Annotated in this window: 21 protein-coding genes; 10 read left to right on the forward strand and 11 right to left on the reverse strand. The window is 45.1% G+C overall.

Annotation, left to right across the window (positions count from 1 at the left end; genetic code table 11):
• Positions 1 to 52: 52 nt before the first annotated feature.
• Together murU and KO533_RS16810 are read right to left on the reverse strand one after the other, a co-directional pair.
• Positions 53 to 730 carry an N-acetylmuramate alpha-1-phosphate uridylyltransferase MurU gene (gene murU / locus KO533_RS16805; RefSeq protein WP_219255256.1) on the reverse strand — a complete coding sequence of 226 codons (678 nt, stop codon included), beginning with the start codon at positions 728 to 730 and terminating at the stop codon, positions 53 to 55.
• Positions 730 to 1,770 carry a phosphotransferase gene (locus KO533_RS16810; RefSeq protein WP_251073477.1) on the reverse strand — a complete coding sequence of 347 codons (1,041 nt, stop codon included), beginning with the start codon at positions 1,768 to 1,770 and terminating at the stop codon, positions 730 to 732. The genes murU and KO533_RS16810 overlap by 1 nt, the downstream gene beginning before the upstream one ends.
• Positions 1,771 to 1,929: 159 nt before the next feature.
• Here KO533_RS16810 and lptD point away from each other — a divergent pair, with 159 nt between their 5' ends.
• The 7 genes from lptD (at position 1,930) to KO533_RS16845 (ending at position 10,983) form a co-directional block, all read left to right on the forward strand.
• A complete protein-coding gene (gene lptD, locus KO533_RS16815) occupies positions 1,930 to 4,227 on the forward strand; it encodes an LPS assembly protein LptD (RefSeq protein WP_219255258.1) in 2,298 nt (765 codons plus the stop codon).
• Between the two features lie 242 nt (positions 4,228 to 4,469).
• Positions 4,470 to 5,774: a peptidylprolyl isomerase SurA gene (gene surA, locus KO533_RS16820; protein WP_105249993.1), complete on the forward strand. Its 1,305-nt coding sequence runs from the start codon at positions 4,470 to 4,472 to the stop codon at positions 5,772 to 5,774.
• Positions 5,775 to 5,780: 6 nt separating this feature from the next.
• Positions 5,781 to 6,767, forward strand: a complete 987-nt coding sequence (gene pdxA, locus KO533_RS16825) for a 4-hydroxythreonine-4-phosphate dehydrogenase PdxA (RefSeq protein ID WP_105249994.1) — start codon at positions 5,781 to 5,783, stop codon at positions 6,765 to 6,767.
• 15 nt (positions 6,768 to 6,782) lie between these two features.
• A complete protein-coding gene (gene rsmA / locus KO533_RS16830; protein ID WP_028761527.1) occupies positions 6,783 to 7,589 on the forward strand; it encodes a 16S rRNA (adenine(1518)-N(6)/adenine(1519)-N(6))-dimethyltransferase RsmA in 807 nt (268 codons plus the stop codon).
• 48 nt (positions 7,590 to 7,637) lie between these two features.
• The gene (apaG, locus tag KO533_RS16835) at positions 7,638 to 8,018 is read left to right on the forward strand and encodes a Co2+/Mg2+ efflux protein ApaG (protein WP_028761528.1); all 381 of its coding nucleotides are present in this window, start codon (positions 7,638 to 7,640) and stop codon (positions 8,016 to 8,018) included.
• A 21-nt stretch (positions 8,019 to 8,039) separates the two neighbouring features.
• A complete protein-coding gene (locus tag KO533_RS16840) occupies positions 8,040 to 8,864 on the forward strand; it encodes a symmetrical bis(5'-nucleosyl)-tetraphosphatase (RefSeq protein ID WP_219255260.1) in 825 nt (274 codons plus the stop codon).
• Positions 8,865 to 8,961: 97 nt separating this feature from the next.
• On the forward strand, positions 8,962 to 10,983 hold the full coding sequence (locus KO533_RS16845; protein WP_219255262.1) for a methyl-accepting chemotaxis protein: 2,022 nt from the start codon (positions 8,962 to 8,964) through the stop codon (positions 10,981 to 10,983).
• Between the two features lie 235 nt (positions 10,984 to 11,218).
• Here KO533_RS16845 and KO533_RS16850 read toward each other — a convergent pair whose 3' ends face one another.
• From KO533_RS16850 to rplU, 7 genes are all read right to left on the reverse strand, one after another.
• Complete coding sequence (locus KO533_RS16850) at positions 11,219 to 11,632, reverse strand: DUF3718 domain-containing protein (protein ID WP_028761531.1); 414 nt, start codon at positions 11,630 to 11,632, stop codon at positions 11,219 to 11,221.
• A 219-nt stretch (positions 11,633 to 11,851) separates the two neighbouring features.
• Positions 11,852 to 12,334: a type 3 dihydrofolate reductase gene (folA, locus tag KO533_RS16855; RefSeq protein WP_028761532.1), complete on the reverse strand. Its 483-nt coding sequence runs from the start codon at positions 12,332 to 12,334 to the stop codon at positions 11,852 to 11,854.
• A gap of 27 nt (positions 12,335 to 12,361) precedes the next feature.
• Complete coding sequence (locus tag KO533_RS16860; RefSeq protein ID WP_028761533.1) at positions 12,362 to 12,835, reverse strand: threonine/serine exporter family protein; 474 nt, start codon at positions 12,833 to 12,835, stop codon at positions 12,362 to 12,364.
• Entirely contained in the window at positions 12,832 to 13,593 is a 762-nt protein-coding gene (locus tag KO533_RS16865; RefSeq protein WP_028761534.1) for a threonine/serine exporter family protein, read from the reverse strand. Before KO533_RS16865 ends, KO533_RS16860 begins: the two co-directional genes overlap by 4 nt.
• Positions 13,594 to 13,620: 27 nt before the next feature.
• Positions 13,621 to 14,790 (reverse strand): Obg family GTPase CgtA, encoded by a 1,170-nt coding sequence (cgtA, locus tag KO533_RS16870; protein WP_105250000.1) that lies wholly within the window; start codon positions 14,788 to 14,790, stop codon positions 13,621 to 13,623.
• 214 nt (positions 14,791 to 15,004) lie between these two features.
• Entirely contained in the window at positions 15,005 to 15,259 is a 255-nt protein-coding gene (gene rpmA / locus KO533_RS16875; RefSeq protein ID WP_006080527.1) for a 50S ribosomal protein L27, read from the reverse strand.
• A 14-nt stretch (positions 15,260 to 15,273) separates the two neighbouring features.
• Entirely contained in the window at positions 15,274 to 15,585 is a 312-nt protein-coding gene (gene rplU / locus KO533_RS16880) for a 50S ribosomal protein L21 (RefSeq protein WP_006080526.1), read from the reverse strand.
• A 272-nt stretch (positions 15,586 to 15,857) separates the two neighbouring features.
• On the opposite strand from rplU, the gene ispB reads away from it, so the two are divergent.
• Positions 15,858 to 16,829, forward strand: a complete 972-nt coding sequence (gene ispB / locus KO533_RS16885) for an octaprenyl diphosphate synthase (RefSeq protein WP_049821790.1) — start codon at positions 15,858 to 15,860, stop codon at positions 16,827 to 16,829.
• 83 nt (positions 16,830 to 16,912) lie between these two features.
• Here the strand turns inward: ispB and ung are convergent, their stop codons facing one another.
• Positions 16,913 to 17,578, reverse strand: coding sequence for a uracil-DNA glycosylase (ung, locus tag KO533_RS16890; RefSeq protein WP_181800850.1), 666 nt, complete (start codon positions 17,576 to 17,578; stop codon positions 16,913 to 16,915).
• Between the two features lie 187 nt (positions 17,579 to 17,765).
• Here ung and KO533_RS16895 point away from each other — a divergent pair, with 187 nt between their 5' ends.
• Together KO533_RS16895 and KO533_RS16900 are read left to right on the forward strand one after the other, a co-directional pair.
• The gene (locus tag KO533_RS16895; protein WP_028761538.1) at positions 17,766 to 18,329 is read left to right on the forward strand and encodes a prepilin-type N-terminal cleavage/methylation domain-containing protein; all 564 of its coding nucleotides are present in this window, start codon (positions 17,766 to 17,768) and stop codon (positions 18,327 to 18,329) included.
• Between the two features lie 74 nt (positions 18,330 to 18,403).
• Entirely contained in the window at positions 18,404 to 18,724 is a 321-nt protein-coding gene (locus KO533_RS16900; RefSeq protein WP_105250001.1) for a DUF3144 domain-containing protein, read from the forward strand.
• Between the two features lie 92 nt (positions 18,725 to 18,816).
• Here the strand turns inward: KO533_RS16900 and KO533_RS16905 are convergent, their stop codons facing one another.
• The gene (locus KO533_RS16905; RefSeq protein WP_168825002.1) at positions 18,817 to 19,431 is read right to left on the reverse strand and encodes a LysE family translocator; all 615 of its coding nucleotides are present in this window, start codon (positions 19,429 to 19,431) and stop codon (positions 18,817 to 18,819) included.
• Between the last annotated feature and the right edge of the window lie 71 nt (positions 19,432 to 19,502).

Raw genomic sequence — 19,502 nt, forward strand, 5'->3', positions numbered from 1 at the left:
ATTATGAATTTGATGCACTAGCTTAATCCTATGGATATGCCAGCACCGAAATTTACTTGTTACTTTGTAACCTTAGTTCAAGCGCTTGCAATCGTGCAATGGTACCGACATCACACCAAAATCCATTAAACAAGGCACCACTAACTCTGTCTTGAGCCATTTGCGCTCTCAACAACGGACCCAGTGCAAAGGCGCCCTGCGGCGTGTCATGAAATAGTGCAGGGTGATAAATGCCTATGCCCGAAAACGTGTACTTAACATCGCCACGCTCCTGCACTTGATGACCATTCAAAGCAAAATCGCCATTTGGATGCTGCTCAGGATTAGGCACTAACCATAAGTGAGCGAGCCTATCCGCTGCCAGTTGCGTGATTGGCGGTAAAGCATCAATAAACACATCACCATTAATCACTAAAAAAGGTTCGTCGCTTCCGTCCTCACACAATAAAGGCAAAGCGCGTTTAATGCCGCCGCCGGTTTCTAACGAGCTCTCTTCAGCGCTATACCGAATGCGTACCCCAAAAGCGCTACCATCGCCCAGTGCTTCAACTAACTTATGCCCTAGCCAAGCATGGTTTATGACGATATCGACTATGCCTATCGCGGCAAGTTTTTCAATATGATAAACAATCAGCGGCTTACCTAACACTGGCACCATAGGTTTAGGCAAACTGTCCGTTAACGGCCGTAACCTTTCCCCTCGTCCAGCGGCCAAGATCATGGCTTTCATTACTTAACCTCAGATGAAGACTGACTCACACTAAACGCAGGTAACACACGACGAGTTAACCAGTGTGCAAATGGCACGAGTTCGGGATACTGCAGCGAGATGTCGACAATATACGTTAATGTCAGTGGAATATCCGCCATATACGCAGGTTTACTATCGCGATAGTTTAACCGTGCAAAAATCCCTACCGCCTTAATGTGACGCTGTAAGCCCATGAGATCAAACCAAGTTTGATATTGCTCAAAATGAGTCTGTGCGGGAATAAAACCAAGCGCTAATGCTTGCTGATAATGATACCGCATCAAGTCTGCGACTAACGGCTGTGGCCAACGAATATAACAATCGCGTAGTAGTGATACTGCATCGTAAGTCACAGGACCAACGACAGCATCCTGAAAATCAATCACGCACAGCTTGTCCGCTTGCAGCATAAGATTACGGCTATGGAAATCCCTATGCATTCCCACACTAGGTTGAGATAGCGCATTGCCGACGAGGCGATCAAAAGTATCATTCAGCAATTGCAACTCAGCAGCGTCCAAAGACAAATTAAGATGTGTTCCTAACAGCCACTCAGTAAAGATGTGTAATTCACGGCGCACAAAGGCTTCATCGTAGTTAGGTAATGCCTGAACTAAACCGCTATCAAGATTCTTGCACTCAATTACCGCGGCCACTTGCGGTAATAAATCGAGCGCCTGACGGTAAAACCGTTCCACATTTTGTACCGTCAATACAGATAAGAGTTGGGTATCGCCCAGATCACTCATCAACATAAAACCCAAATCGGCATCGGCGTGGATTACTTTTGGAACTGTCAGTCCCACGGCTGAATAAGCATTCGACAGTGCAATAAAGGGGGCGATAGGCACTAACTGAGGCGGTGAATCGGCGGCGATAAAGGTGGCATCGGGCATCGAAATCCGAAAGTAACGCCTAAAACTTGCGTCTCCGGAAATCAACACAGGCATCACCTCACAGGAAAAATAAGCATTCAGCCACTGATTAAGGGAAAGAAATCTCGGATCGGATAAAGTCATTTCATGGCTCTTAAAGAAAAATTGCTTTATTATAGCTGGCATAGAATTTGGAAACAGCTAAGAAATTGAGAGATTTATTAAGCGATGTTGCGTTTGTCAATTGCAACTTTCCCCATCCATACTTGTCCAGAATAAGAAATCATAATTACTGACCTAAAGATGCAGATCCGATACCTTCTGGCCCTGAGCCTGTTACCGCAATTAGTCCTGGCAGACGACTCTCTAACCGCTTCGGCATCCCAATGCTTAATCGAACCGCCAGTACCCCGTATCGTATCTCAAACCCAAGGGATGAGTGCGGCTGAACTCAACAAAATTCGTATTGCGTCTGATAACACCAATGCCGAAATGGGGAAGCAGGCGATTTTCCGTGGCGATGTGGTTTTTAGCCAAGGCGATAGGCACATAGCAGCCGATGAGGCGATTTTAGATCAAGCTACTGAACAGTTTGATGCCAATGGTAATTTAGTCTTTCAAGACAGTAACTTCACCGTTACAGCCGAATCCTTACAAGCTCAAATGCGGACAAACCGTGCCACCCTTAAAGGCGCACAATATTGGATCCATGGCCAACAAGTTCACGGTGATGCCGAAAAACTGCAAATTACTATCAATAACAATTTAATTTTAACGAATACCAACTTCACTACTTGCCCTCCTGACAATGTGTCTTGGCTACTCGAGGCCGAAAAGATCAAGATCAACAGTGAAGAAGAATGGGGCGAAATTTGGAATGCCAAACTAAGAATTGGCGGTGTACCTGTATTCTATATTCCCTACATGACAGTCCCCGTTTCAGACAAACGTAAATCTGGCTTTCTCTACCCTAGTTTTAGCACTAGCACTACTGATGGTGTCGAAATTTCCGCACCCTATTATTGGAATATTGCCCCAGAGTACGATTTAACATTTACACCTAGCTATATGTCAAACCGTGGTTTATTCACTAAAACAGAGTTTGGTTATCTGGCGGGTGAGGCCCAAAATGGCCGAGTCAATTTAGAATATCTAGGCAATGACCAATTGATCGATGGTAGCCCGAATCGCTACTTATATAACTGGCAGCATCAAGGGGCGATCGACAAAAATTGGCGTGTATTAGCGAATTTTACCGATGTATCAGATAACAACTATTTCAATGACTTAAAGTCAGATGTTAACCGTGCAACCGATAACCAGTTATCACGCATAGGTGAAATCAGCTACTTCGAAAGTAACTGGGATCTAAGCACCCGAGTACAAGATATTAAAGTACTGGGTGAGGATGAAAAACCATATCAAGTCATGCCTCAGGTTAACTTTAACTATCGCGCTGCTGATTTTTGGAACAATTTAGATTTTGGTTTCAATTCGGAGCTAACGAATTTTGCCCATCAGGACAACAATGTTAATACGGCGACTCGTTTGTACATGTCACCAAGCGTAACTCTGCCAATACATGGGCCTTCAGGCTCGCTCACCAGTCAAGTTAAGTTGATGCAGACCAATTATTGGCAGCATAACGAAGATCCAGACATAGTTGTTGACGACACAGTGAATCGCACCATCCCGCAGGTACGGATTAATGGTCAAATCAACTTCGAACGTTTTACTGAGCTTTTCGATCAAAACTACCGCCAAACGCTCGAGCCACAATTTCAATATCTTTATGTCGGCTACGAAGATCAACGCAACATAGGCATTTATGATACGGCTCAATTACAGGACGACTACTTTGGTCTATTCCGTGATCGTCGCTTCTCGGGTCTGGATAGGATTTCCGATGCAAATCAAGTCACTCTAGGTGTTACTACACGCCTGTTTGATAGTCACAACCAAGAAGCCACTAAATTCAGTCTAGGACAAATTTTTTATCTGCAAGACAGTAAAGTCGGTTACGAAGACAGTATTTTTGAGTCTAATCAATCAACTTCAGTACTTGCTGCAGAGTTAGATACCCGCTTGTCCCATGATTGGTATATGGGGGCTGCGATTCAGTACGATACCAACACCAGTGATAATAAAAAATCTGAAGTCACCTTAGATTTCAGACCTGAAGCGAATAAATTGCTGCAATTTAGCTATCGCTATGTCCCTGATTTATTGAACTCAAATACCAATGATACAGTGAACATCTCCCAAGCGGGCGTTCGTGGCGCTTGGCCAATCAGTGATGACCTCTACTTTGTTGGTAATTGGTATTATGACCTTAACGAAAGTCGCAGTATTGAAACCTACACAGGTATCCAGTACGAATCATGCTGTTACGCAGTAAGACTTAGTTATCATTATCGCATTAAAACCAACTATGACGACAACATAGGTTCTGCCACAATTGATCCTCGTGAGCAGTTTGATAGTGGTATCTACCTGAACTTAATCATTAAGGGACTCGGTGGTTCTGGCCCATTAGGCGTATCCGATATGCTCAATGACGGCCTGTTTAACTACAGAAAACCGCTTTATCTGAGGAATTAGCAAAGAATTGTGATAGATTGCTGAACCTCAACAAGGACTCAGAGTCCAAACAGATTAATGAGTGCTTTACCGTTCACCTTTTGCTAAAGCGAATAAAAGCGGATCTTAAGGTCTAACCTTGCACTCAAATGCGTCGCCAAAAAATTACATTAGGGCAACTCACTGTAATTTCGATATAAATGGTAAAGTTATTTCAATTAAGCCGTCGAACCTGACCTTAGAACGTGCCAAGGATTTTGTGGATGAAACCCAGTAAACATCTGATTTTTGCTTTATTTGCACTCGCGATCAGCCAACCTACATTGGCCGCACCCCAGCCGCTAGACCGCGTTGCAGTCCAAATTAACGACGGCATAGTGCTCGAAAGTGAAATCACTAACATGATTGACACTGTTAAAGCGAATGCCAAAGCAGCAAACCAATCGTTACCTTCTGACAGTGCCCTGCGCACTCAGGTGATTGAGCGTTTAATCTTAACTCGCCTACAATTGCAAATGGCTAGTCGTATAGGGCTGAATATTGGTGACTTACAACTAGACCAAGCGATTGAAAACATCGCGCGCGAACAAAAAATGTCTGTCGCGCAGATGCAACAAAAAATTGAAAGCGAAGGTTTAAGTTTCAGCCAATACCGAGAACAATTGCGCGAAGAAATCACTCTAGGTGAAATTCAACGTATTCAAGTACAACGCCGCATTCAAGTATCACCACAGGAAATTACTAGCCTAGTCAAACTCATCCAAGAACAAGGGATGAAAGATGTGGAATACCAAATTGGCCATATCCTGATTGACGTGCCTAATAACCCCACCAGTGAACAACTCGAAGCATCAAGCAAACGCGCCAATATCGTATTAGAACGTTTGAAGAGTGGTGAGGATTTCCGTCGTACCGCTATCGCTTCTTCTTCAGGTCCTAAGGCACTCGAAGGCGGTATTTGGGATTATATGAACATCAACGAAATGCCAACTCTGTTCGCCGAAGTGATTAACGGTGCGAAAATGGGTGACATTATCGGCCCGATTAAGAGTGGTGCAGGTTTCCATATTATTAAGATCATGGATGCTCGCGGCCTACAAACCAAAGAAATCGAAGAAGTTAGAGCGCGCCACATTTTGCTCAAGCCATCGCCGATCCTGTCAGAAGACCGCGCTAAAGCCATGCTTGAGCAATTCCTGAAGCAAATCCGCTCAGGTGAAGCTAAGTTTGAAGACCTAGCGCGTCAGTACTCAGAAGATCCTGGTTCGGCCACAAAAGGTGGTGAATTAGGTTGGGCAGAACCAAGCATTTACGTACCTGAGTTTGCTCAAACGCTCAATAGTTTGAAAAACGACCAAATTAGTGAGCCATTCCGTACGACTCACGGTTGGCATATCACTCAATTAGAAGAACGCAGAAAAACCGACGCCACGGATCAGTTCAATAGCAACCGTGCGCACCAGTTGATCTTCCGTCGCAAATTTAACGAAGAACTGCAAAACTGGCTAGACGAAATGCGTTCAGACGCATACATTGAAATCTTCCAGCCAGAGACCAATCGAGGTTAATTCTAATTGAGCACTAAACGTATTGCCGTTACCCCTGGCGAACCCGCAGGTATTGGCCCCGATTTAGTCGTACAACTCGCTCAGCAGGCTTGGCCTGCTGAGTTAGTCGTTTGTGCGGATCCAGAATTACTTGCGAGCCGTGCGAAACGACTCGGTTTGCAAGTGACTTTCCGCCCTTACCAGCCAAATCAAGCTCCTAAACCGCAAGAAGCGGGCACATTAACCATAGCGCCCTTTAAGTTAGTGAGCGAATCGATTTGCGGTCAGCTCGATGAGCAAAACAGCACTTATGTAGTTGAAACCTTGCGTTATGCGGGCGAAAAAAACATGAGCGGCGAGTTTGATGCTGTCGTGACAGGCCCAGTGCATAAAGGCATTATCAATCAAGCAGGTATTTCCTTTAGTGGCCATACTGAGTTTTTTGCCCATCAAGCAAATTGCCCCGATGTGGTGATGATGCTGGCAACACCAGGTTTGCAAGTGGCACTCGTGACCACCCATATTCCTCTGGCCTATGTTGCAAAAGCCATAACGCGCCAACGCTTACAGCATATTATCAAGATTCTACATGCCGATCTCATCAGCAAATTTGGCATAGTTTCACCGAAAATTTATGTCTGTGGCCTCAATCCACACGCAGGTGAAGACGGCCATTTAGGGCGTGAAGAAATCGACGTGATTATTCCTGCACTCAACGAGTTGCGAGAAGAGTTCCAGATGAATATTGTCGGCCCATTACCGGCCGATACTCTGTTCCAACCTAAATATTTACAGGACGCCGATGTCGTCTTGGCCATGTACCATGACCAAGGACTTCCCGTTCTCAAGTCACAAGGATTTGGCAAATCGGTAAACATCACCTTAGGTTTACCTTATATTCGTACCTCGGTTGACCACGGTACGGCGCTCGATCTCGCGGGTACAGGCAAGGCCGATATTGGCAGTTTTGTCTGTGCTCTGAATAAAGCCATTGAGTTATCCTCAAAGAACTAAACGATTACATTATTAATGAGCAACAAAGTACATTTAGGCCACACGGCCAGAAAGCGTTTCGGACAAAACTTCCTTACCGACGGCAATGTGATTGACCGCATTGTGGGTGCGATCGCACCCGATAATCACCATGTGATGGTCGAAATCGGCCCAGGCCTTGGTGCCTTAACTGAACCTGTAGCCGATGCAGTGGATAATCTGACTGTTGTCGAACTCGACCGCGATCTGGTTGAACGCTTACATCAACACCCAGTCCTTAAAAATAAACTGACTATTCACCAAGGTGATGCACTGCAGTTTGATTTTGGCCAACTGAGTGTGCCTGGCAAAAAAATGAAAGTATTCGGTAACTTACCTTACAACATTTCAACGCCGCTGATGTTCCACCTGTTCGAATTTGCAGAACAGATTGAAACGATGCACTTTATGCTACAAAAAGAAGTAGTCCTGCGTCTATCGGCAAGCCCAGGCTGTAAAGCCTATGGCCGTTTAACGGTCATGGCACAATACTTCTGCCAAGTGGTTCCGGTTCTCGAAGTGCCGCCCCACAGCTTTACCCCTGCGCCTAAAGTGGACTCAGCAGTCGTACGCTTATTGCCATACGCCGTAAAGCCGTTCCCTTGTAAAGATGTGACCGTACTACGCCACCTTTGTACTACCGCATTCAACATGCGTCGTAAGACTCTGCGTAATAACTTAAAGCACATGTTATCTGACGATGAGTTCGAGCAGTTAGGGATTGACTCAAGTCAACGCCCAGAACAGATTAGCGTGCAGCAGTATGTTGCTATGGCTAACATGGTTTGCGATAAGAAAGCATAAATATGTCTGGGCACTGAGGTGCCCTTATACCAGAGCCTAGGAACAAGAATGAGCGCATTGGACACCTCCATTCGGGTCGAAGTCAAAACTGAGTATATAGAGCAGCAGTCCTCGCCCGAGGATGAAAAGTACCTCTTCAGTTACACCATCACTATCATCAATTTAGGTGAGCAAGCGGCTAAACTTGAAACTCGTCACTGGATAATCACTGATGCCAATGGCAACACCAGTGAAGTCCAAGGTGCCGGTGTTGTCGGTGAAACGCCAACCATAGCGCCGAATACTGCCTATCAATACACCAGTGGTACTGTGCTCGATACGCCACTTGGCATAATGCACGGCACTTATGGTATGGTCAGCGAATCGGGTGAACGTTTCCAGGCGACAATCCGTCCCTTCCGTTTAGCGACCCCAGGCTTACTACATTAATATCGTTAGGAAAGGGGTACTGTGGCGCATTATTTTGTTGGTGATATTCAAGGCTGTTTCGCTGAGTTACAAAAATTACTCGCTAAGGTCGATTTTAATCCTTCCCGCGATGAACTCTGGGCTGTAGGTGATCTTGTTGCACGTGGACCTGACTCCTTAGCTACGCTACGTTTTTTTCGCTCCTTAGGTGATTCCGCTAAAACGGTTTTAGGTAACCACGATCTCCATCTAATGGCATTACACGGTAAGCTCAAGCGCGCTAAACCCAGCGATAATCTCACTGAAATTCTAGAATCCCCCGATATCTCAGCCTCAATTGACTGGCTGAGACAACAACCTCTTATGCGTGAATTACCTGAACACCAACTCATTATGAGTCATGCGGGTGTACCACCTCAGTGGTCGCTGGAGGTATTAAGAGAAGAATCCGCACTCGTCAGTCGCGCCCTCAAGCACGATGATTATCTTGAGACATTAATAAGCCAAATGTATTCAGATACCACAGAGCAATGGGATCCAAGTGCAACTGGCATAGAACGCTTACGTTATTGCATCAATGCATTAACACGCATGCGCTATCTTTATGTCGATGGCCGACTTGATTTTGATTGCAAACAACCTCCTGAAAACTGTACTAATCCACAACTCAAACCTTGGTTTGAGTTTGCTTCGCCGCTGCGCCAGAGTCATACCTTAGTATTTGGCCATTGGGCTGCGTTGATGGGCAAGGTCGACGATACTAAATTAAAGGCTTTAGATACAGGCTGTTGCTGGGGTGAACACTTAACCTTATGGCATCTTGAAAAAGACCAAAAAATTACGCAAAAAAAGTTAAAAAAGAGTTAAACTAAAACAGCTTAAAGTCGATAACAGACTGAGCCGCCTAACCCTGAATATCACCCTGTTTTCATTTGGAAAAATATAATAAAAATCGGAGTATCCTATGAAATTTAATGTAGCCACCAGAGTGATTGGCGGATTTGGTATTGTCACACTTTTACTCGTGTTGCTAGGATTTACATCTTATTTAACCAACAATAGCCTAAAAGCCAGCTCTGCTATGATGCAAGAATTAAGCTTGCCCGCGCTAAAATCGACAAACCACCTTAGTGAAGCATTGAGTGAGCAACAAAGACAAATCCTCATTGCCTATAACACTCCTAGATCGGCAAATATCCCGAATATTCGTAAAGTGTTTGAAGACCACGGGACTCAGTTCAAAAACGAAATTGCCACCCTCACTCAGTTAGTCAAGAGCCAGCAGAATCTATCTTCTTTAATTGCCCAATTAAGCGGCAGCTTTGCTACCTTTGAGCGAGATAGTATTGCCATGATCGCCGAACGTGAGGCCTCATTGAGCAAGCAAGAACAGCTAGTTGAACTAAAGAAAAAGCTCGAAAATGCCGCCGATGATGCCTCATCAGAACTGCTCGATATTGTTGATTTAGAAAGCAGTCAGAATCCCGATGAGCAGAGTCTTGCTGCATCAGCCAGCGCTATTGATACTAGTCTCGGAAATATCATCACCACTATTGCAGATTTAGTAACAAATGACGAAGACAGTAAGCACGAACTGATCTCAAAGGAACTTGACTACATTATCAGCGAAACCAAGAACAAACTTGAATATGTGAATCGTCACGGTCAAGGTATCGTCGAAGCGGATACCTTAAGCTCGGTCACTAAAGATATCGAAAAAGTATTAGCGCTCGTCACCGGTCCGCAATCTATGTTGCAGCTAAAATCGAGTCAGCTCTCCCACTCCAAAGAAGCTGTGATAAAACTAGGCATTATCGAAAAAGATGTGAAAGTCATCAATTCCAACATGAATGATGTCAGCGATAACATCGAACTTGTTGCCGCGAACATGAGCAATGACACCATAGCCAAGATTGACTCTGCCAGCATACAAACCATGATTGTCGTGTTAATAGCAATCGTTGTCGCAGTGATTGTGAGTTTTGCTGTGGTGAATCCGTTAAAACGCTCACTCAGCCAAGTGAACAATGCCCTTAACGTCTTAGCCTCAGGCAACCTTACCCATAAACTAGATGATTCTGGACACGATGAATTTGCCGAACTAGCAAAAAACTGTAATCGTCTCGTCGATAGCTTACGCAGTTTAATCATAGGTATTCTAGATAGGTCAAATCAACTTGCCGCGGCAGCCGAACAAACATCGGCAATCACAGCACAAACCACCTCAGGCATACAAGAACAAAAAAGCCAAGTTGACCAAGTGGCTACTGCGACAACTGAACTTAGCTCTAGTGCTCAGCAGGTGTCTTTAAGTGCCAATCAAGCCCTTGAGCAAATCAAACAGGCTGATCAAGAAACTCAGCATATGCGTGCCATTGCACAAGAGAACAAACTGACTATTTTGGCTTTAGCCGATGAAGTGGCCAAAGCGGGTATTGTGATCAATAAAGTGCAGTCGGACAGCGCCTCTATTGGCTCAATTTTGGATGTGATCCGTGGTATTGCTGAGCAGACTAACCTACTCGCCCTTAACGCCGCTATTGAAGCCGCCCGAGCGGGTGAACAAGGTCGTGGTTTTGCGGTAGTTGCCGATGAAGTGCGTAGTTTAGCCTCACGCACTCAAGTGTCGACACGAGAGATCCAACAGATGATCGAAGTGTTGCAGCAAGGTGCAGAGCAAGCCGTTGCCGCCATGGATATGGGGCGTGCTCAAGCCAACGCCTGCGTTGAAAAAACGGAGCAAGCCAACATTGCCCTCGAGACCATCAGCCAATCTGTGCATAAGGCCTATGATTCTGGCACCCATATCGCCCATGCTGCGCAGGAACAGAATTTAGTAAGCCAGCAAGTTTCTGAAAAACTAGAGCATATTGCAGCAATTTCAGAAGAAACCGCTATCGGTGCAGATCAAACGGCTCAGTCTAGCCATCAAGTCGCCAAATTAGCCGAAGAACTCCAAGCTTCGGTCGGTGAATTTAGAGTCTAATGTTTATCACCACTAAAACCTAGGGTCGCTTAGCGGCCCTTTCTTTTGAGACGAATTCACTTGCCTATCTTACTGACGACTCGAACTGTCCGGCCTTTGCACAAATTAAGGCCATAAAAAATGCCAAACTTAAGTTTGGCATTTTTATCTAGCTTAATGCTAGATACTTGATATTAGACGCTTAATATAACGTAGCAGCAAATAGAGCTAAAGTGCCGCTAAGTTCAAATCCGCATTACTCTTCTTCACCGCCCGCAGCAGCGCCAAGACGCTCTTTCACTGCAGCGGTAATTGGGCTAGCACCATGACCGTTTGCTTCAGCCCAAGCTTGGATAGTCATCCCATCAGCTTCAGCAACACTCAATTCAGTCGCCGACAAACGCTTAGCCACAAACTCACCGGTATCGTTCGCACTCGCACCGTAAGCGGTGCGCAATAGACTTGCACCATCGCAACTGATACCACTGTAAATCTGACGTAACTTAACGCGGCTTTCTTTTAACTTTTTACGTAAGCGGTTTTTGTCATTAGCTTTTACATAATCACAAAGACTCGCTACGAGTGGATCTTCCCCCGCAACGGCAGAGGTTGGTACAGCAATAGAACTAAATCCAATCAACGCAGCCAAGGCCATAGGCATAAGACGCATCCGATACTCCTTAATACTTTCTTATAGTTTTATTATCAATTCTGTATGGGCTGCATCTATTGTCTAAATGATATTGACCTCTTGGCTTTAGCTCTCGTTCGAAATCTAGGATAACGAAATAGGCTATCTCTTTCCGTGAAAACTAAATGTCCGATATGATGCAATACGTTAGATAAACTGACGCCCCATACACACAGGGTACACAACAGAAGCTGCAATTTAACATTTTTTTACCAAATTGATAAAGCGATATTCCAAACCAGCAGCATTTATACTCGCCAAAGATTCAGTTTCCTTCCAAGTCCCATCGTCCCAGTGGGGGAAAAATGTATCGCCTTCCACCTCAAGATTGATTTGCGTCAAATATAAGATATCGGCGCAGGGCAATAACTCGGCATAAAGCTGGCCACCACCTATAACCACTAACTCTTCACATTCACCAGCAGCTTGTTTGGCTGCATCAAACGAGGTCACACAGGTCACACCCTCAATCACAAGATCCGTTTGGCGTGAAATCACTATGTTATGTCGACCAGGAAGGGGCCTACCGATTGACTCAAAGGTCTTACGTCCCATCACAACAGGCTTGCCTAGGGTCATCGCTTTAAAGTGACGTAGATCTTCTGGAAGATGCCATGGCATTTTATTATCTTTTCCGATGACTCGATTGTTTGCCATCGCGGCTATCATAGCAATGCGCATGCTCACTCCTGTTTTATAGAAATAGAATTATTGAATGACGGGGCGGGTCCTGAAATACAGCAAACTCGGCATGGCCAAACCCACGGCTAACGCCCCTAGAATAAAGACGGTTTTGAGGCCATTACTAATCACTTGCCCCGTCAGTTCAGGACTGACTTGAGATTGAGCGGTCAATTGCACTAAGGCAATCACAGTATTAAATGCATAAGTGCCAGGGATCATAGGAATAATCGCGGCGACAGCATACATTAAAGGTGGTGCTAAGTGGCGCTTACCAAACCCTATGGTAATAATCCCTACTAATGCCGCTGCGGCGAAGGTTGCCCACTCGATTGGCAGACCAAACTGTAACATTAAAGTACGGGAACTGTGGCCAATGGCTCCCGCTAAAGCGCAGTAAGGAAGAAATCGTTTAGGAACATTAAATACCATAGCAAATCCTACGGCGGGGATGGCAGAGAAAAAAGCATCGTGCAAAAGAGCTATCAATAATTCCATCATAGGAAAATTCCGCCGATCTGCATCGCAATTGTAATCCCTATCACTGAAGAAACGGTCAGCAAAGTAGCATGACCCCAGCGGGATATACCGACATTCATGTGCCCTTTTACCATGTCAGAAATCGCATTAATCATCGGAAAACCCGGCACTAACATCAGCACACTCGCTGCCATAGCGGCCTTAGGAGTTTCGCTTAACTCAAACAAATAACCCGTTTGAGCCAGCATACTGGTGACGAAAGCAGTGATGGCAAAATTGACTAATAAATTAAAATGCCGCTTAGCAATTGCTAAACGAACCGACATACCCACTGCCGCGGCAAAAAAAGTAATCACGCATGCAGTGAGATCGCCATTAAATAAATGACAAAAGCTAGCGCACGACAGGCCAATCATGAATACCACTATGCTAGGAGGATAGGTTTTAGGTTCAATCCGCGCCAAGCGTTTACGCACTTCATTTGGGCCATACAACCCCTTTTCAGCGAGTAAACAGATACGTTGTAATTCACAGACGACTGTCATGTTAATGCCATGCTCACGAATACGACGAGTAGTTGTGATACAGCGACCATGAACCAAACTGGTTAACACGAGGGAATTAGAGGAAATAGAGAGTTCTACGCTGGCAAGACCTAAAGCCTGACCTAGACGCTGGCTGATTTCTTCAACTAAATCAGATTCCGCGCCGTAGGCCAGTAGCAATTGTGCAGCACGCACAACTTGCCGAGTAATATCATTTTGAGTATCAGCGTACACAGAACTCTCAAAACTCAAAGATTACTATTATCTTTGGTAAATAACTTCTACGTCGTAGTCGTCATCATCAAAGTCGTCGTCATCATCTTCATCAACATAATCTTCATTCAATGAATCAAGGTTTGCTTGATGATAATTATCCCACTTGAACTCAACTTCACTATCTGGGTCGACTTCATTGTCTTCTGGTGGAAGACTCGCAATATAATCGAGGAGTTTTAATGCCAACTCACTGGTACCGTCGCGGTTATAGGCGGAGATAGTATAAACATCGCCTTCCCAACCCATTTCTTTAACGATACGATCAACCTTCTCTTGCAGCTCTTCTTCAAGCAGCAGATCGGTTTTGTTAAAGACTAACCAACGCGGCTTACTCGCCAACTTTGGAGAATATTTCTCAAGCTCACCTACGATAGCGCGCGCAGACTCAACCGGATCGGTTCCGTCAATCGGCTCAATATCTATGATGTGCAGCAGAATACGACAACGCTCAAGATGCTTTAAGAAGCGAATACCTAAACCCGCACCATCGGCAGCGCCTTCGATGAGACCAGGAATATCCGCAATCACAAAGCTTTGTCCAGGACGTGGATTAACCACACCTAAGTTAGGCACCAGTGTTGTAAACGGATAATCAGCCACTTTCGGCGTTGCACGGGAAACCGCACGAATGAATGTCGACTTACCCGCGTTAGGCATGCCAAGCAAACCAACGTCAGCCAGCAGTAACAACTCTAATTTAAGGCTACGAACTTCACCGGGTGTGCCTAACGTCTTTTGACGTGGGGCACGGTTAGTACTGCTCTTAAAACGAGTGTTACCTAAACCATGGAAACCACCTTTGGCAACCAATAGCTTTTGACCGTGGGTTGTTAAATCCCCAAGGACTTCTTCAGTATCATGATCGACCGCGCGAGTACCAACAGGAACTTTTAAGATCAAATCTTTACCGCTATGACCAGTACAATCACGGCCACGACCATTTTCGCCACGTTCAGCCATGTGAAAACGTTCAAAACGGAACTCGATCAAAGTGTTGAAGTTTTCGTCAGCCTGCAGAAAAACACTGCCACCGTCGCCACCATCACCACCATCAGGACCACCATCAGGTACATACTTTTCGCGCCTAAAGCTAACACAACCGCTACCGCCGTCGCCTGCTTCGACCCTAATTACTGCCTCATCGACAAACTTCATACTTACTCCTGGCACCACTGAATGAAGCAATTATACCGTCTAACTTCATTGGTCGCCAAAAAACTCGAGATACTTTGCTCCCAATCTTACCTGTCAATGCTCATTCTTGGTAATCATTTACCAACTCAAGCATCTACACGGCGTAAATAGAAGCACAAAAAACAGAAAGCCCCACCAATGGCGGGGCTTTAACAGTATAAGCTAGGTTCGAAAGTTAAGCTTCGATGCTAATAAACTTACGGTTATTAGCGCCTTTAACTTCGAATTTAACTTTACCGTCAGTCAGAGCAAACAGAGTATGGTCACGACCAATACCTACGTTTACACCAGCGTGGAATTTAGTACCACGTTGACGAACAATAATGTTACCAGCTAGAACTGATTCACCGCCAAAGCGCTTAACACCTAGACGTTTACTTTCTGAATCGCGGCCGTTACGAGTAGAACCGCCAGCTTTTTTATGTGCCATGAGTTAGACTCCTATTATGCGTTGATAGCAGTAATTTTAACTTCAGTGAACCACTGACGGTGGCCCATTTTCTTGTCGTGGTGCTTACGACGACGGAACTTAACGATAGTAACTTTATCGCCACGACCGTGACTTACAACTTCAGCAACGACTTTACCGCCAGCTACTAAAGGAGCACCAACATGCACTGTTTCTCCATCAGCGATCAAAAGAACTTGATCGAACTCGATAGTTTCGCCAGTTGCAACTTCTAACTTCTCTAAACGTACTGTGTGGCCTTCAGCTACACGGTGTTGTTTACCACCACTTTGAAAAACAGCGTACATAGCTATTTTACTCCAATTCCTAACACGCGGGCTCATTCTTGGATGAGGCAGGGTGCTACAAAAACTTTATTGACAATGGGCGCGGAGTTTACGCGAAGAATCTAACTCTGGCAAGCCCTAATTAGGAAAGAATAAAAAAAGACCGGATTAACTCTCACATTAGTTGAGCTAGTGCTGTCATATGTCAGAATTTTAGGTAAAATTCATTTCATTATAACACGTGAGCCTAAACAGGGGCCGGGTACGTAATGACCCCACAACCAGAGTCTATTATGGATTTAAACGCTATTCGTCAACTGGCTGACACTGATATGCAAGCAGTCAATCAGCTGATATATAAACAGCTTGAATCAGATGTCGCCCTAATTAATCAATTAGGTTTTTACATTATTAATGGTGGTGGTAAACGTCTTCGTCCTCTGCTGTCGGTTCTAGCCGCACGTGCGGTGAGCTACGAAGGCGAAGCACATCTTAAGCTAGCGGCGATTATTGAGTTTATCCATACAGCCTCATTGCTCCATGATGATGTAGTTGATGAATCGACGTTACGCCGCGGACGAGAAACCGCCAATGCACTGTTTGGCAATAGTGCCAGTGTGCTAGTCGGGGATTTCCTTTATACCCGCTCATTCCAGATGATGACCGAACTTGACAACATGAAAGTGCTCAGAGTGTTAGCTGATACGACTAACGTGTTGGCCGAGGGTGAAGTCTTACAGCTGATGAATTGCAATGACCCAGACACCACTGAAGAAAGCTATATGCGGGTCATTTATTGCAAAACAGCCAAGTTATTTGAAGCCGCTACGCTACTCGCGGGCGTGCTAGCAGGTGCAACGCCTGAGCAAGAAACCGCCTTAGGCAACTATGGTAAGTATCTCGGCACCGCCTTTCAGCTTACCGACGACTTACTCGACTATACCGCCGACAGTGACGAGCTAGGAAAGAATATTGGCGATGACCTTGCCGAAGGTAAACCGACGCTGCCACTCATCTATGCCATTGCCCATGGCACAGACGAAGAGAAACAGCTCATACGTCAAGCAATTGAGCAAGGTGATGGTACTCAGGCCATAGATAAAATCGTAGCAGCATTGCACCATTGCGGCGCGTTAAACTACACCCAACAAAAAGCAATTGAAGAATCAGAGAAAGCCATCGCGGCATTATCTGCTTTACCCGATAGCGACTATAAGCAAGCCTTAGTAACGCTAGCTAAGATTTCGGTCGACAGAAACCACTGATTGCAAACTAATGTAGTTTCGCCCCCAAAAATAAGGTCTTACTCAGTAAGACCTTTTTTATTGCTTTAACCGCAATCCTAAAATCAAACCTGCCAAAGGATCGGCGTTTCGCCTCGCTCAAGCAATAATTGATTCACTTGAGAGAAATGCCCACAACCAAAAAAACCGCGATAAGCCGATAAAGGTGAAGGATGTGGTCCTGTGAGCACTTGATGTTGCGGTGCGTTAATCACTTGACCTTTTTTGATGGCATGACTGCCCCAAAGCACGAAGATAATCGGCTGAGTCTGCCGATTTAATAATTCCAGCACCGCAGTCGTAAAGACTTCCCACCCAGCTTTGGCATGGGAATGCGCCTTGCCTTGCTCAACCGTCAGCACAGTATTGAGCATCAATATCCCCTGCTCCGCCCATGCGGATAAATCACCATGGGATGGCACAACAAAACCTTCAATATCCGTCGCTAACTCTTTGTACATATTGGCTAAAGATGGCGGTGGTTTTATCCCGCGTTTAACCGAAAAACATAAACCATGGGCTTGATCTGGGCCGTGATAGGGATCTTGGCCAATCAAAACCACTTTGACTTGTTCAAGGGGCGTCATACTAAAAGCATTGAAAACATCAACTTCGGGGGGATAAACCACTTTCCCAGCCCTGCGTTCATTATCAACAAATGCGCTTAGTTGCTGAAAATAAGGCAAAGCTCTTTGCTCATCGATAAATGTTTGCCATGTCACCTGAGTCACTATTTTACTTCCTCAATTCTATAATCGGGTTAGCTTAAAAGTCCTATAGTGGTATGGCAAGTTTGCAGACCTTACTTGCCGCTAAGTAATACCACTAAACCTGCTAGGTCTCACGTTAAGACTTTCAATTTAAAACATTCGAAATTAAGTGATATAGTGCGCCCATTCTCGCACACTCTGATACGTAATGATGATCCAACATTCTGATAAATCAATTCAAAGACATCAAACGGGTTTCACCTTAATTGAACTTGTGGTGGTCATCATAGTGCTCGGTATTTTAGCCGTAGTGGCCCTGCCAAAATTTATCAATGTGCAACAAGATGCGCAAATTGCAACCGTTAAAGCGGCAGGCGGAGGCTTTAAATCAGCCATCAATCTGGCACGTTCCGTATGGGCTGTAAAAGTGGGCTCAGGTCCAAAAGAGGATTTACCCGTATTTGGTACAGCACAATCCGAACAAATAGATTTCAACGCCTTCGGTTGGCCAGCACAACACTATATCCATGGTAATGAGGCCTCTCCGGCACTCGATAATGTCGAAGACTGTATATCGGTATGGGAAGTATTATTCCAAAATGCCCAGCCAAGTGTCTCGCGCTTGAATATTGATGCGACTGAAACCGACTATAAAGCCAGTTATACCGATCCTGGCCAGTGCACTTATTTGTATCGAACAAACGATAAACTGTCGATTAATTATGACTCCCATACAGGAGTCGTCATTACCGACACAGATCCCAATAGTTAATGCCTGACGATTCCTTCTTACACCAATTAAGTTAGAATCGAACTTTAATCTGTTACTTTTTTAGAGTGAACGCCATGACCGACACGAGCAGCACCACCATTTACGAACTTGCCGATCAGTTTATTGCCTTAGCCAATCAGCTAAGCCAACAAGAAGCAGATGTAGGTAAAGTTGGCACAGCACTCCGTTTTGCCGCAGCACGTTTTAATGCCTTCGAAGCCGCGATTAAATCAGCGGATCTCGGTGCTGAAAAAGAGAGCGCATTAGAATGGTTTAGCAGTGAATTCAAAGAAATGCTGAGTGACAACTTAGACGACCACATTGCCAATCCACCCATTATCCAAGAAAGTGTGGCAGAAGAAGCTGATAATTCTGTGCAAATGTTTAAAGGCTAATCACGCCTTGATTTAAATGCATAGCCATCAACAAACACGCCATCGATTGATGGCGTGTTTGTTATTTAAAACCAATAATTTTAGATAGATCACTAAAGTGTGTACACCACACGGATCGCCAGCAATATTAATACTACGCCGGATAACTTATCAATTACCCCCGCTTTCTCTCTCAATTTAGGCAACACACTCGAGTGGGATAGCAATAAGGCTATCAAGGTGTACCAAAGACCATCGACCACTAACGGTGTAAAAACAATTAATGCTTTAGCCGTCATGCTGTCGGCGACCATCACAAATTGGCTGAATAACGCAAGAAAAAATAGCATTATCTTAGGGTTGAATAAAGAAATAGCGATACCATCACGGGCTGCGGTTAAGGTATCTGTCGCCTCCCCTGCAGCCAATTTAGCTTGCATACCTCCATTAGAACGCAGCGCTTGAACTCCCATCCAAGCAAGGTATAAGGCACCGAGAATCGCAATGCCATTAAAGACTAAGGGCGCCTTTTTAAGAACTACGGCTAAGCCCAGTAACGTCACCAGCGCATAGATCCCAATCCCTATCGAGTGTGCCCAAGCACAGACGATCCCCTTTCCCCGCCCACCACCTAAAGTATGACGTACTACCATAGTCAAACTTGGGCCCGGCGACATAGCCCCCAAACAACAAATAGCCAATAAACCTAACCAAGTACTCCAACTCATTGATGACACCTTTCGCCGAATAAAAAAGCCCACTGCTGGGCCTTAAACTTGCTTGCTATTCTAACATCGCG

This window comes from Shewanella sp. NKUCC05_KAH, assembly GCF_019345585.1.
GTDB lineage: Bacteria > Pseudomonadota > Gammaproteobacteria > Enterobacterales > Shewanellaceae > Shewanella > Shewanella oncorhynchi.

Coding starts and splice junctions, on each gene's coding strand:
- apaG (WP_028761528.1), top strand. CDS start 7,638: ATGAGCGCATTGGACACCTCCATTCGGGTCGAAGTCAAAACTGAGTAT.
- KO533_RS16860 (WP_028761533.1), bottom strand. CDS start 12,835: ATGATGGAATTATTGATAGCTCTTTTGCACGATGCTTTTTTCTCTGCC.
- KO533_RS16900 (WP_105250001.1), top strand. CDS start 18,404: ATGACCGACACGAGCAGCACCACCATTTACGAACTTGCCGATCAGTTT.
- rpmA (WP_006080527.1), bottom strand. CDS start 15,259: ATGGCACATAAAAAAGCTGGCGGTTCTACTCGTAACGGCCGCGATTCA.
- folA (WP_028761532.1), bottom strand. CDS start 12,334: ATGCGCATTGCTATGATAGCCGCGATGGCAAACAATCGAGTCATCGGA.
- KO533_RS16850 (WP_028761531.1), bottom strand. CDS start 11,632: ATGCGTCTTATGCCTATGGCCTTGGCTGCGTTGATTGGATTTAGTTCT.
- KO533_RS16845 (WP_219255262.1), top strand. CDS start 8,962: ATGAAATTTAATGTAGCCACCAGAGTGATTGGCGGATTTGGTATTGTC.
- cgtA (WP_105250000.1), bottom strand. CDS start 14,790: ATGAAGTTTGTCGATGAGGCAGTAATTAGGGTCGAAGCAGGCGACGGC.
- KO533_RS16895 (WP_028761538.1), top strand. CDS start 17,766: ATGATGATCCAACATTCTGATAAATCAATTCAAAGACATCAAACGGGT.
- KO533_RS16810 (WP_251073477.1), bottom strand. CDS start 1,770: ATGACTTTATCCGATCCGAGATTTCTTTCCCTTAATCAGTGGCTGAAT.
- rsmA (WP_028761527.1), top strand. CDS start 6,783: ATGAGCAACAAAGTACATTTAGGCCACACGGCCAGAAAGCGTTTCGGA.
- lptD (WP_219255258.1), top strand. CDS start 1,930: ATGCAGATCCGATACCTTCTGGCCCTGAGCCTGTTACCGCAATTAGTC.
- rplU (WP_006080526.1), bottom strand. CDS start 15,585: ATGTACGCTGTTTTTCAAAGTGGTGGTAAACAACACCGTGTAGCTGAA.
- KO533_RS16905 (WP_168825002.1), bottom strand. CDS start 19,431: ATGAGTTGGAGTACTTGGTTAGGTTTATTGGCTATTTGTTGTTTGGGG.
- ispB (WP_049821790.1), top strand. CDS start 15,858: ATGGATTTAAACGCTATTCGTCAACTGGCTGACACTGATATGCAAGCA.
- murU (WP_219255256.1), bottom strand. CDS start 730: ATGAAAGCCATGATCTTGGCCGCTGGACGAGGGGAAAGGTTACGGCCG.
- surA (WP_105249993.1), top strand. CDS start 4,470: ATGAAACCCAGTAAACATCTGATTTTTGCTTTATTTGCACTCGCGATC.